The following is a 13,467-nucleotide window of genomic DNA, read 5'->3' as shown; positions in this document are numbered from 1 at the left end:
ACAAAGTATTTCAACAGCGAAAATTACACAGTGATTATATTGTTTTAAATCATTTGTTTATGTAGATTCTGGCTCTTGAATAAATTTTCTTTTTCAAGTTGGCATTGCTATTGCTTATAGTGCGACACATTGCAGCTTTATTGTGTTAGCAATAATTAGTACTCATTTATGACATTTCGTCAGGAAGACCTATGAAACTATTAAAAGCAACGTTAGTTATCCTTTCTCTCGCAACAGCAGCAGCTGCACAAGCTGCTGATGACATGAAGATCCGTCTAGCAACAACAACCAGTACTTACCACTCTGGTCTGCTAGATTACCTTCTTCCAGAATTCAAAAAGGATACTGGCTACAGCGTTGAAGTATTAGCAGCAGGTACAGGTAAATCACTACGCATGGGTCAAAATGGCGACGTAGACCTAGTAATGACCCACGCACCTAAAGCAGAAGCAAAATTTGTAGACGAAGGCTACGGTGTTCTACCTCGTAAACTGATGTACAACGATTTTGTTGTTGTGGGTCCTAAAGCTGACCCTGCTAAAATCAATGAAATGAAAGACGTGACAAAAGCGTTTAGCAACATTGTAAGCTACAAGGCAACTTTCGTTTCTCGTGGTGATGATTCTGGTACCCACAAGAAAGAGCTAAACCTTTGGAAACAAGCTAAGATCGAGCCAAACTTCGGTGGTTACAAAGCAGTAGGTCAAGGTATGGGCCCAACGTTAAACATGGCGTCCGAGCTTCAAGCGTACACCATGACTGACCGTGGTACTTGGTTGGCTTACCAAAACAAACTGGATCTATCTATTCTTGTTCAAGGCGACAAACGTCTATTCAACCCTTACCAAGTTATTTTGGTGAACCCAAGCCGTTACCCTGACATCAACTACCAAGGTGCAAAAGTGTTTAGTGATTGGTTGGTAAACCCGAAAGCGCAAGCGCTTATCAATGGTTACAAACGTCACGGAGAGCAACTATTTGTTGCTGACGCTGTTACTCAATAATGGATCTTTGGCTTACTACCCAAGAAGCCGTACAACTGCTCCTCAGTGGCGATAGCGCCCTGTGGAGCATTGTAGGTGTTTCATTTTCTGTATCTTTGCTGGCAATTGCCATTGTGCTGTTGCCATCTTTGCTTATTGGCTTCGCCCTCGCCTACAGTAAGTTTCCGGGGCGATGGTTCATTTTGTCGCTATTTAATACTTTTCAGTCGATCCCTACCGTGGTGATTGGTTTGCTGCTTTATATGCTATTATCGCGCGCCGGCCCATTGGGTGACTGGAAAATGCTGTTCACACAGCAAGCCATGATATTGGGACAAATCCTAATTTGTTTCCCTATCTTGGTCTCTATGATGCACGCAGCGTTCCAAAACAGTGATCGCCGCGCATGGGAAACAGCCATTACTTTAGGCGCTAGTTTACCGCGTGCATTTTTAAGTTTGATGTGGGAAAGTCGCTTCCCGTTGTTTGCTGCTGTTATTGCTGCCTTTAGTCGTATTATCACTGAAGTGGGCTGTTCGATGATGGTAGGTGGTAACATCTTAAATGCGACCCGTAATATTCCGACCGCTATTGCATTGGAAAGCTCGAAAGGTGCGTTTGCCCAAGGCGTCGCCCTGGGGATTGTGCTGTTATTATTGGCACTCGGTCTAAACTTCTTTTTATCAGTTGCACGTGGCAAAGCCCACTTGCGCACTAACTAAGTTGAGGATCAGGTAATGTCTCAAATTTCCATTCAGGCAGATGATCTTTCAATGCGATTCAAGGATCGCATGCTGTTTCACATTCCTCAACTCAACATCGGCCCGCAAGAAGCGATCTACCTGAGCGGTGATAACGGTGTAGGCAAAACCACTTTGTTAAAAATCCTTTCAGGCCTACAAAAGCCCACAACAGGGCACGTTAACCTCCACCACCAAAACTGGGCATCGCGTTTTTTTCGTGGTCAACGCGACGGTGGCGTTATCTACATGCATCAAACGCCATATATGTTTGATGGCACTGTTTTTGATAATGTACGCTACGGTCTTAAATATTGTTTTACAGATCGTCAAAGCCAACGCAACGAGGTGATTAATGCCCTTCGTTTGGTTGGTTTAGAAACCTTAGCCGACGAACATATTTCTGTGCTATCTGGCGGTGAACGCCAACGTGTTGCTATGGCACGTGCGTGGGTACTGAAGCCTAGCGTGCTGTTGATGGATGAATCCAGCGCTAGCCTTGATGCTGAATCTATCGAACGCCAAGTATTACTGGCCGAAGATTTACTGGAGCGTGGCGCCAGCTTGGTGATCACCAGCCACCAGCGAAATGCGCTAACACAGCTTTGTCGTCGTCACTGGACTATTTCGCAAAATAAATTAGTAGAACGAGCTGATTTACAACTCGTCAATGAGGACAAAAACCACTATGCCTTTGCCTGAACAGACAAGCTGGGTCATTTTGGCTGGCGGACAAGCCAGCCGAATGGGCGGCAATGATAAAGGACTGGTTCAACTCAACAACCGCACTATGATCGAGCATGTAATCGACATCCTCGAACCACAAACATCTCAGATCACCATCAATGCCAATCGCAATCACGACAAATACCAAGCGTTCGGCACTGTATTTGGCGATCAAATTCAAGATTACCCAGGGCCACTTGGTGGCATGCACGCTGCCCTTCATGCCATCGACAATGAATGGATTGGCTTTGTTCCTTGTGATTGCCCACAATTACCTCGAGATTTAGTTAGCCGCATGGCAGCAGCTTGCGACGAAAACACAGATATCGCGGTGGCGCACGATGGTGACCATATTCAACCTGTCGTGACCCTACTCCATCGCCGCATTCTGCCTAAGCTTGAAGCATTCTTAGCTAACGGTGATCGCAAAATCATTTTGCTTTACCGTCAATGCAATATGATCACTGTCGATTTTTCTGATCAACCAAATGCGTTCGTCAATCTCAATACGCCTGAAGAACTCCAACAATTTGGGAAACAACATGAGTCAAATTAACGCCGCGCTACCACTACTAGGCTTTGCTGCATTTAGCGGCACGGGTAAAACAACATTGCTAGAAGCTATGCTGCCTAAGCTGGTTAAGCGTGGTATTCGTGTAGCCGTCATCAAACACGCCCACCACAACTTTGATATCGACCAAGAAGGTAAAGACAGTTACCGCTTACGTAAAGCTGGTGCGTCACAAATGCTGATCTCTTCTCGTTACCGTCGCGCACTAGTTACGGAAACACCGGAAGAAGAAGCGAACCTACCTCACTTGATTGCTCAACTAGACCAAACCGAATTGGATTTGATCTTGGTAGAAGGCTTCAAAAAACTCGACTTCCCGAAGATTGAGCTTCACCGCCAAGAAGTGGGCAAACCTTGGTTACATCCTGAAGACAGCAATATCATTGCGGTTGCTGCCAATGTGCCAGCTGAAACCCAGCTGCCTCAAATGGACATCAACAACCTTGATCAAATCACTGACTTTGTAGTGAGCTTTGCCAAAGGTGAACTTTCAAAACCAAGCATGGATTGTAGTGACGTAGATAACAGCGGCATGCTATCGGTAGCCCAAGGTCGTGAAAAGATTCTGGCACAAATTACTCAAGCGCAATCACAGCAAACCGTGTCACTTAACGATGCCCTTGGTCAAATTGTCGCACAAGACATTTTGTCACCGGTAAACGTACCGCAACACACTAACTCTGCGATGGATGGTTACGCGATCCGTGGTGATGATACCGAAAATGAATCGTACCAAGTTGTCGCGCAAGTCATGGCGGGGCACAGTTACGATCAACCGCTTGAAAAAGGTCAAGCCGTTCGCATTATGACTGGTGCGCCTGTGCCGCAAAATGCCGATACGGTGATCATGCGTGAGCAAGCTACTCAAGAAGGCGACCAAGTTCGTTTTGACACAGGTAAGTTCGGTATTAAGAAAGGTCAAAACGTTCGCCAAGCAGGTGAAGATCTGGCGTTTGGACAAGTCGCAATTGCTGCGGGTAGTACAGTAACAGCACCAGAGCTTGGCATGATTGCCTCACTGGGTTTAAACGAACTAACAATCACTACCCCACTAAAAGTTGCGATTTTCTCAACGGGTGATGAAGTTCAGCAGCCGGGCGAAGCACAAAAAGAAAACTGTATCTACGATTCTAACCGCTTCACTCTTCGCGCCATGCTGACCAAGCTAGGTTGTGAAGTGATTGATTTCGGCATTATTGAAGACAGCGAAGCATCACTTGAGCGTACATTAAGTGAAGCAAGCCAACAGGCAGATATGATCCTTTCTTCTGGTGGCGTTTCTGTTGGTGATGCAGATTACATCAAGACGATACTGGATAAATTAGGTGAGATTAACTTCTGGCGTATTAACATGCGTCCGGGTCGTCCACTTGCTTTTGGTCAAATCCAGCAAACACCATTCTTTGGTCTGCCGGGTAACCCTGTTGCCGTGATGGTGGCTTTCTTGCAATTTGTCGAGCCTGCTCTTCGTAAAATGCAAGGCGCAGCCTGGGAACCAACCGTTTACACTGCAATTGCAACAGAGAAGCTACGTTCTCGTCCAGGTCGTACCGAATACAGTCGTGGTATCTTCTCGTTTGATGCCAATGGTAAGCTCACCGTGCGTTCTACAGGACAGCAAGGCTCAGGTATTTTACGTTCTATGAGTGAAGCGAACTGTCTGATCGAAATCTTACCTGAACAGCCAAACGTTGATGAAGGTGGGAAGGTTCGTGTGATACCACTTATGGGCCGTATTTAAACAGTAGTAAGCCCAAAACTTAAATTAGGTACTAAGTAATTAGTACCTAGTTCTTGTAACACGGAATATTGAAAGTAAGCTCGGTTGAAAAATTGTGCTTACCGAATGGCGATTAATAAGCCTGATTTATATTTTTGCACTCAACAAGCGACCTTAGTCGCTTGTTGAGTGCTTTTTTTGTTTGTAGCTTCCGTGCTACTTTTTTAGTTCCTGGGCTTCTACACGTTTAGAAGAAGGTTACTTATACGTAATTGTACTTTTTGAGTTGCTTGAACAAAGTAACCTAGCCGAATTTTTTAAGTGTCTGTTTTTATTGTGCGGCAGATAATACATAATTATTCCACGAGTTGCACTTAATAAATTTAATCACTGTTTATAAATTAGATATAGTTATTCGCACGTTCCAATTTCAATCAAATACCCGCCAGCGTGTTTAATTTATCACCAGAGGTAATGTTAAATATGTACCCATGTTGACACCTTTTCCATAAGCATGCCTTTTTAGCAATTTTTCGTCACCAATTAACTTAGAACACCAAAGCTTAATCAGTACTCTATACCTTTAAAGTACGCCGATTTTACTCCCTCATTAGACCTACCAATCTTATTCACTAGGTTTTCTTATCCAAATGGTGATAAGTACTACCTAAATGCAGTGAAATTCAAATTAATCGCCAATAAATTCAAAATTTAATAGCGAAAAACACCACTCACCCTGATAGCAAAAAGAATAGTTATGCCGAATTTGTGTATGGATTTCTGGGCAAGGCTCGCTAAGCTAAGTGGCTAGACCATTAATATGAAAAAACTCAGGTACAATACCCCGTAGTTAATTGAACGAAGGTTTTCATAAGTTAAGCATGTTTTTAGATTCGTACTTTTCAGAGCAGAATGGCGAGTTTTCATTCTCACGCCAACAAGCAAGCCACTTTGCAAAACGTATTGCTGGCGACTTTAACCCTATTCACGATGAAGATAACAAACGCTTCTGTGTTCCAGGCGATCTATTATTCTCTGTTGTGCTTGCGAAAGCTGGCCTAAGCCAAAAGATGCGCTTTGAATTTGCAGGCATGATCAACGATGGTATTGCGCTTACCATCGATACCAAATCAGATAACGACCAATCTATGGTTGATGGTAACGGTAAAGAATACCTTCATATCACTCGTAGCGGTGAAGCCACTCATAACCAAGCATTAATTGAACAAGTTACAAAAAGCTATGTTCAGTTTTCTGGTATGAACTTCCCACACATCATGGTGCCTTTGATGGAATCGAAGCAAATCATGATCAACCCTATTCGCCCTCTTGTGATCTACGAGAGCATGGAACTGGATTTCGAACGCTTAGACCTCACTAACCCAAGTGTTGAGTTAACAGGCTCTGATATTGATGTCGATGGCAAACGTGGTAGCGTTACCCTGAAATTCTGCTTTAAAGAAAACGGGGAAGTTGTAGGTACAGGTCGTAAGCGCATGGTAATGAGTGGTTTAAAACCATACTGCCAAGACGACATTGACGATCTAGTAAACCGTTTCAATGATCGTAAAGTGCAATTCAGTGCTATCGCAGCAGAAGAACAAGCAGCTTAATAAAGCAGCTGCTTGAGCGATATCGTCAGCATTAGCAGCTCAAAATTCTGACTGTGCAAAGTAAAGCCTGGCTCGTAAGCCGGGCTTTTCATTTTTTGCGACAACTTGATGCTTTTCGCTAAACGTATTGTTTTCAAATACGACTTGTTGCTCTTGAACAACTCGCTTTTCTTGAACACCACAGTTGTCTCGTAATATGAGTTGACCACCATGGCGCTTAATCACCGCATCAACCAAGCTTAAGCCTAGCCCCATCCCCGATTCGCTTCTGCTTTGATCACCCCGATACATAGGATCACATACGCGTGACTTTTCATGGTCTGCAATGCCCTGCCCACGATCAATAACAACGACACCAAACTGATCAACCACCACCACAACTTTACTCGCAACTGGGCTGTATTTGATGGCATTTTCCACCAAATTAAAAATAGCGCGAAACAATAAGTTAGGCTCACCCTGCAACTTATAAGGGGCATCATGACGAGTCAGAAGGTGTATTTGTTTTTCATTTGCCAGCGGCATTAAGAAATCCACCACATCTTCCACAACTTGTGATAAATCCACCGACTGTTTTGCCACTGCTTGCTTACCACTATTTAAGTTAGCGATCTCAAGTAAACCATTGAACATCCCCATTAAGCGTTCAAGATCATCAGCACACTCTTCCAAAACAGGTTGTGACGGATGAGGTTCATCTGCTGCTAATAAGCTTTCAATGCGTAATTTCATTCTTGCCATTGGCGTTCGTAAATCATGGGCAACCCCAACCGTTAAGGCTTTCAGCGATTCTTCTTTTTTCTCGATTTGCTCTATCAAAAAGTTCAAATGTATCGAGAGTAAATCAAACTCATCGTCATTACGGCTTACTGCCAATTTAACGTGCTTTTCTCCACATAACACACGGTTCATTGCTTGATTAACCCGCTGAATCTTCTGAATTATACTGACAGCGAACCAGGCCGCACCTGCAATCATAATGATCACAGGTAAAGCTACACCTGAGATCATCATAGGTGTTAATTCGTCACGATATTGCTGCAACAAAGCTTTATCGATTTCGATCACCAACACTAGATCATTAGGTAGACCTACCATACTACCAGATTGCGTTTCTGTGGTTTCTAATTGTGGGCGCATCCCAGTTAATGCAGCAGGATAACTGGGGCTGTTATTGTGGGGCGTAAAAGGATAAACCTGATAAGAAAATGGAGTATTAACAGCTTGTTTTTCTTTCACAAGAGATTGAATTTTTTCTACATCGCCTGATTTTGCTAATGCCGCAAACACATCAGTTTCTTGCCGTAATTCACGCTCTAATTGCTTACGATGAAAAGCATCCGAGCTTAGATACACCTGATGGACAAATACGGTATAAATCACGCCAATACCAGCGAGAAAATAGAGCAAAACCTTAAAGGTGGAAGAGCGCGAAAGTAGCTCACGATTGGCGAAGGACATAACCTGCACCTCGCACTGTATGGATCAAACTGCCTTGCCCGTATCCGTCCAACTTCTTTCGCAAATTAGCAATATGAACATCTATAACATTGGTTTTAGGGTCAAAATGATAGCTCCAAACCGCTTCGAACAAGTGCATGCGAGACACCACCTGTTCAGCGTGCTCCATCAAATATTGCAGCAGCAAAAACTCTTTTTGTTGTAATTGCACTAAGTGACCACCACGCCACACTCGATGCGATTTCAAATCTAGCTTTAAGTCAGCATAATCGTATTCAGTGATCACTTGCTTCGAGGCACCTGAACGGCGGATCAATAGCTGAACCCTAGCCAACAATTCAGCCAACGCAAAAGGTTTGATCAAGTAATCATCGCTACCCGCATTTAAACCTTCGACACGATTTTCAACCGAGTCCATCGCACTTAGTATTAATACTGGTGTGGTATTTTCTGTCGCCCTTAGAGCAGCAAGCACTTTCATCCCATCCAGTTGCGGCAACATACGATCAAGGATGATCAATTGATATTCGCAGCTGGTTGCCATCACTAATCCCTGATGCCCATTGCTCGCTTCATCGACAACAAATTGCTGTTCTCTCAGTCCTTTAGCTACATATTCCCGCGTCGTTTGATCATCTTCGATGATTAATACTTTCATCTACACATCCTTATCAGCGTCTTGATTTCATCTTACAAAAAAGCGGCCCACATTCCTGTAAGCCGCACGCGGTTTAGGGGGATAAACCACTAATTATTCGATGAAATTTAGAGAAGCTTCATTTCAGTGGCGATCATTTCAGCTTGTGGACCAAGTACAACTTGAACGTTGTTATCACCGACGTTAACTATCCCTTTCGCCCCTAATGATCGAACTTTGGCATCGTTCACTTTACTACGGTCTTTAACGGTTAAGCGCAAACGTGTGATACATGCATCGATATCAGTAAGATTTTCTTTTCCACCAAGGGCTGCAAGGTAAGCACCTGCTAACTCATTACCTGCGACTTCTTCACCTGACAATATTTCATCTTCAACAACCTCCTCGTCTTCACGACCCGGTGTTTTTAAGTCAAAAGTGCGAATCGCAAACGTAAAGGTCACGAAGTACAGCACAGCAAATGCCAACCCTAATGGCAGTAGTTTCCACGCATTCACAGCAGCAGGTGCATTGAAGTTCAGTACGTAGTCAATTAAGCCCGCGGAGAAGCTAAACACCAAATGGACATCGAGAAGATAAGCGATGACTAAGCTCAGCCCCATGAAAACAGCATGCACAACATACAAAGCTGGCGCTAGGAACATGAACAAGAACTCAAGCGGCTCGGTAATGCCAGTAAGGAAAGAGGTAAAACCAACACTGAAAAGCATCCCTGCAACACGTGCTTTGTTTTCAGCTTTGGCGCACACATAAAAAGCGGCAGCGGCAGCCGGCAAACCAAACATCATTACAGGGAAGAAGCCCGCAAGCATCAAGCCAGCTTGTGGATCTTCAGCCCAGAAACGAGAGATTTCCCCTGTCACGCCGTTGTATTCACCAAACACAAACCACACCATGGTATTTAGAATATGGTGCAAGCCAAATGGGATCAGCAAACGGTTAGCAAAACCGTAGGTAAATGTACCGGCCATACCGCTGCCTAGCATCCACTCACCTAAGCTATTAATCGCACTTTGAATCGGCGGCCATACCAAACTAAACGCAATAGCAATCCCCAAAGCGACCAAGCCAGTAATAATGGGAACGAAACGTTTGCCAGCAAAGAAGCCCAAGAATTCAGGTAACTGAATGTTGTGGAAACGGTTATACAAGTGCCCAGCCGCTATCCCAGCAATGATCCCGCCAGCAACCCCAGGATCGATATCAGCATTCAGCGTGGTTAATGCCGCCAACATCACAAAATGCCCTACCACTGCCGCAATGGCTGCCGCCGCAGAACCGTCTTTTGACAAGCCCGCAGCTACACCCATCGCAAAAAGTAACGCGATATTGTCGAAAATAGCTTGCCCACCTTGCGCAATAAATGCCACATCCAAGAGATCTGGCTGACCAAACCGAACCAACAACCCTGCAACTGGTAAAACGGCAATCGGCAACATGAGTGCCTTACCGAGTTTTTGAAAATACCCTAATACGTTCATACCTAACTCCATGAAATCACATTAATGATGACGATGGCGTTAGCTTAACCAAGGCTAAATAAAGGCAAGATTGTGCGAAGATTAAAGATGTTTAATCTAATCGAGACTTAACAAGGACACCTTTTTTTGTTAAGTTTCGCTCGATATTCAAACTAAAGATTAATTGGAGGACAGGTTAATGAATGTAGCAAAGACTGAACGGGCAAAACGAGGCCAACACCAATAACGTCACGTTGTACGTATCTACTACCTTTAACGTCAACGTTTTTGCCTCTCTAATGCCCGGTTTTCACCGGGGCCGCCTAGCCCCTTATGCTATTTAATCGACATTCAGTCGATAAGTTATGACGTATAAAAAACGTCTGGGGTCACAATGACAACATCTATTTCACTTCCAACACTTGGTTGGAAACCGTTTTTTCAACAACAACTTAGTCTAGAAGAATGGGAATCTAGTATCCCCGCTCGCGTGATCGCGCAACATCGTAATCAGCTTGTAATGCAATCTGAGCACGGTGACTTTTCGCTACCCGTGACATCATCTATGCCTATTATCACCGTCGGTGACTGGCTATTGGTAGACAGCGATAATAAGTTCATTCGTTTACTCGACCGCAAGTCTATATTCAGCCGAAAAGCGGCAGGCAGCAAACTCGACGAACAACTTATTTCAGCCAATGTCGACACACTGTTTATTGTCTGTTCACTTAATCATGACTTCAATCTTAGCCGAATTGAGCGCTACTTAACTATCGCCAATGAAGCCGGAGTGGAGATTGTCATCGTATTGAGCAAAGCCGATTGCTGTGATGAACCTGAAACCTATATCCAGCAAGTACAAGCGCTTGATCCACTATTGATGGTGGTTGCGATTAATGGACTTGATTCATTAAGCACCTCGCAACTCGCCCCTTGGTGTAAAGCGGGTGACACGCTCGCGTTACTGGGCTCATCTGGTGCGGGTAAATCAACACTCGTAAACACCTTACTGGGTGGGCATGAGCAAACGACGGGCAGCATTCGTGAAGATGATAGTAAAGGTCGCCATACTACAACATCACGCTCCTTACACATCATTCAGGATGCCACTATTGGTACAGGTGGATTACTGTTAGATACACCGGGAATGCGTGAGCTTCAATTGGTAGCGTGTGAAGAAGGCATATCGACTACATTTGCTGATATTACTTCATTAGCAGAGCAGTGCCGCTTCAGTGATTGTCAGCACAACAATGAACCAGGGTGTCAGGTTCAAGCTGCGATAACCGAAGGAACAATCGATCAACGTCGATTAAATAACTTCTTGAAGTTACAACGCGAACAAGCCATTAACGGCGCTAGCATTGCTGAGAAACGTGCTCATGGCCGAGAGTTGAGCAAGATGTATCGCTCAGTTCAAACTGAATCACGTCGTCGTAAGAAAGGTGACTAACGAGGGAAATGAGTCGATAGCAGAAAGAATCATAACGCTGTTCACTTAATCTCTATCGCCTAATCAAAAAGCCTTCAACCGCAGCATAGGTTGAAGGCTTTTTGTTGTTCGTTAACTGTTATTTCAAAGTAAGCACTTTAAAGGCTGACTAAACCAACCGTTGACAAATCTGCTCGCACAAATAGTGAGAGTGTAGATTACGCTCAATCACCTGCTGCTCAAGATGACCAGATTTCACCACCTCTAACCAATGCTCTAGCATTTCATGGAAACCTTTGGTCGCTAACATGGTTGTCCAATCAGGGCTTCGTAACATACGCTCTTCGCCATCACTCCAGCGTCGACCTTGCACAAAAGAGTCAAATTGGAAGGTCTGATTACGGTAGTTAGCGGTAACCACCTCTTGGGTCACACCGTGTAATCTATGCATTGAAGCGTGATACAAGGTCTCGTTTTGCTGCCATTGCACATCTAAACGCGCCAGTTTATCGCCTTCTCGCTGCTTAACAATATGTAGCTGATCAGCTGTCACATTCCCTTCAATGTTAATACTGTCTAGCGGGTGAATAAAATCATCAAAAACAAAAGTACGCGTCTCACCCACAAGATTATGACGATGCTTTTCCCATCGCAGCGACAATAGCTTGTCTTGTGTTAACCCACCTTGCTGATAAGCAGGCATGGCTTGGTTAAACAAGGGAATATAGCGACGATTGAACCCCATAAAGAGCGGAACTTCCTTCTGTACTGCAAGGTTATGAAGCGATTCACAATCAGAAAAATTATCAGAGAGGGGTTTATCAACGAAAACAGGTAGCTGATGAGACAAAAAGAATTGTGCTATTTCATGATGCGAAACAGTCGCAGTGTGGATCATCACAGCATCAACTTGATGAGAAAGTAAGTCTCGGTAATCCGTGCAAGTTGCATATATACGATACTTTGCCGCTAAATACGACAAACGTTCGTTATTGCGAGTACAAAGCACTAGCTCAATACCTGGTAACTGGGTTAAAACAGGTAAGTGCGCTTTTTCCGCAATGTCCCCTAAACCAATCACACCAATTTTCATTGTCACTCCTTGATTTATCGTTCTCTTATCTTTGTTTCGACTTGTACTGGATTTATTGTCTAACAGCTAAATTTTGCATTTTATTCATAATGTTAACCATCTTATATGCCATGAAACATATCGCCAAGTCATGAGATTCTATACTCACTATGAAAAGTGACATTTTCTTTACACTCGGCATAAAATTCTTTGGTAATATGCCGTTTTTATACGACAAATTACGAATTTTTATGCTGCGCTTATTATTTTCACGCAAAGCTCCGGGCTATCTCGCACTTTGTGGCTTTGCTATCCCATTAGGTTTCCTACTCAGCCTTATACCATCACCTGATTTAATGAGCCCTGCGAGCGATTCACTTGGCTTACTCTTTACCCTTTTATCAGACTCTGCGGGCAACCCTTGGTTCCTCGTGACAGTTTCTGCACTTTGCTTATTGCCGCTTCTATTTAAACAAAATAAGAAAGTCTGCCTTATGTTGTGGTGTCAGTTTGCTTTATTACTAGTGCTTAGCTTCGCTGCCAAGACTGTTATGAAGCAGCTTACTGAAGTGCCACGTCCTTACACTCATCAACTTGCCGCAATGGAATTAGTGGAATCTGCACCTGCTTTCTACCAACTTTCGGCAACAGAAAAAGAAACCGTTATTGAGCAAGCACAGCAAGACGTTAGCCCTTGGCGTATCCGTCACTGGGAAGGGGAAACAAACTATTCACTCCCATCTGGCCACACGATCTTTGCCGCTGTCTGTATTTTATTCTGGGGTGGCTTTTGCCTTCGCAACAAGCACTACGTGACTTTTTCATTACTTATTATATGGGGATTGGGCGTTGCCTTTAGCCGAATTTGGCTTGGTATGCACTGGCCGAGCGATCTGATGATGTCGACTGCAAGTGCTGCGCTACTTTACTTATTGGTTCCAGAACCTAACGCGGTGTACCTTAGGCGGAAAACGATAATGCAGAACTATCAAGCTTTGTATAAACAAGGTCGAGAACAATCAAAGTGATCG

12 protein-coding genes are annotated in these 13,467 nt (G+C 44.0%); 8 read left to right on the top strand and 4 right to left on the bottom strand.

Going from position 1 to position 13,467, the window contains the following annotated elements; all coding sequences use genetic code 11:
* The first annotated feature begins 191 nt into the window (after positions 1-191).
* From A3K86_RS02325 to A3K86_RS02300, 6 genes are all read left to right on the top strand, one after another.
* Positions 192-1,004, top strand: a complete 813-nt coding sequence (locus A3K86_RS02325; RefSeq protein WP_068327095.1) for an ABC transporter substrate-binding protein — start codon at positions 192-194, stop codon at positions 1,002-1,004.
* Positions 1,004-1,705 carry an ABC transporter permease gene (locus A3K86_RS02320; RefSeq protein ID WP_068327092.1) on the top strand — a complete coding sequence of 234 codons (702 nt, stop codon included), beginning with the start codon at positions 1,004-1,006 and terminating at the stop codon, positions 1,703-1,705. Before A3K86_RS02325 ends, A3K86_RS02320 begins: the two co-directional genes overlap by 1 nt.
* A 15-nt stretch (positions 1,706-1,720) precedes the next feature.
* Positions 1,721-2,425: an ABC transporter ATP-binding protein gene (locus A3K86_RS02315; RefSeq protein ID WP_068327089.1), complete on the top strand. Its 705-nt coding sequence runs from the start codon at positions 1,721-1,723 to the stop codon at positions 2,423-2,425.
* Positions 2,412-3,005, top strand: coding sequence for a molybdenum cofactor guanylyltransferase MobA (gene mobA / locus A3K86_RS02310; RefSeq protein WP_068327087.1), 594 nt, complete (start codon positions 2,412-2,414; stop codon positions 3,003-3,005). Before A3K86_RS02315 ends, mobA begins: the two co-directional genes overlap by 14 nt.
* Entirely contained in the window at positions 2,992-4,761 is a 1,770-nt protein-coding gene (locus A3K86_RS02305; protein ID WP_068327084.1) for a bifunctional molybdopterin-guanine dinucleotide biosynthesis adaptor protein MobB/molybdopterin molybdotransferase MoeA, read from the top strand. The genes mobA and A3K86_RS02305 overlap by 14 nt, the downstream gene beginning before the upstream one ends.
* Before the next feature lie 860 nt (positions 4,762-5,621).
* Positions 5,622-6,353: a DUF3581 domain-containing protein gene (locus A3K86_RS02300; protein WP_068327081.1), complete on the top strand. Its 732-nt coding sequence runs from the start codon at positions 5,622-5,624 to the stop codon at positions 6,351-6,353.
* A 39-nt stretch (positions 6,354-6,392) separates the two neighbouring features.
* Here the strand turns inward: A3K86_RS02300 and A3K86_RS02295 are convergent, their stop codons facing one another.
* The 3 genes from A3K86_RS02295 to nagE all read right to left on the bottom strand — a co-directional run bounded on the left by A3K86_RS02295 (position 6,393) and on the right by nagE (position 9,953).
* Positions 6,393-7,814, bottom strand: a complete 1,422-nt coding sequence (locus A3K86_RS02295; RefSeq protein WP_068327078.1) for a sensor histidine kinase — start codon at positions 7,812-7,814, stop codon at positions 6,393-6,395.
* Positions 7,795-8,472, bottom strand: coding sequence for a response regulator transcription factor (locus tag A3K86_RS02290; RefSeq protein WP_068327075.1), 678 nt, complete (start codon positions 8,470-8,472; stop codon positions 7,795-7,797). The genes A3K86_RS02295 and A3K86_RS02290 overlap by 20 nt, the downstream gene beginning before the upstream one ends.
* A gap of 107 nt (positions 8,473-8,579) precedes the next feature.
* On the bottom strand, positions 8,580-9,953 hold the full coding sequence (gene nagE, locus A3K86_RS02285; protein ID WP_068327072.1) for an N-acetylglucosamine-specific PTS transporter subunit IIBC: 1,374 nt from the start codon (positions 9,951-9,953) through the stop codon (positions 8,580-8,582).
* A 373-nt stretch (positions 9,954-10,326) separates the two neighbouring features.
* Between nagE and rsgA the strand changes: the two genes are divergently transcribed.
* The gene (gene rsgA / locus A3K86_RS02280) at positions 10,327-11,385 is read left to right on the top strand and encodes a ribosome small subunit-dependent GTPase A (RefSeq protein ID WP_068327067.1); all 1,059 of its coding nucleotides are present in this window, start codon (positions 10,327-10,329) and stop codon (positions 11,383-11,385) included.
* Between the two features lie 148 nt (positions 11,386-11,533).
* Here the strand turns inward: rsgA and A3K86_RS02275 are convergent, their stop codons facing one another.
* Positions 11,534-12,457 carry a Gfo/Idh/MocA family protein gene (locus A3K86_RS02275; RefSeq protein WP_084406470.1) on the bottom strand — a complete coding sequence of 308 codons (924 nt, stop codon included), beginning with the start codon at positions 12,455-12,457 and terminating at the stop codon, positions 11,534-11,536.
* A gap of 230 nt (positions 12,458-12,687) precedes the next feature.
* On the opposite strand from A3K86_RS02275, the gene A3K86_RS02270 reads away from it, so the two are divergent.
* Positions 12,688-13,464: a phosphatase PAP2 family protein gene (locus tag A3K86_RS02270; RefSeq protein ID WP_068327060.1), complete on the top strand. Its 777-nt coding sequence runs from the start codon at positions 12,688-12,690 to the stop codon at positions 13,462-13,464.
* The last annotated feature ends 3 nt before the right edge of the window (positions 13,465-13,467 follow it).

This window comes from Photobacterium jeanii, assembly GCF_001650345.1.
GTDB lineage: Bacteria > Pseudomonadota > Gammaproteobacteria > Enterobacterales > Vibrionaceae > Photobacterium > Photobacterium jeanii.
Note: the sequence above shows the minus strand (reverse complement) of the source record. Positions and strands in the feature narration are given on the sequence as shown.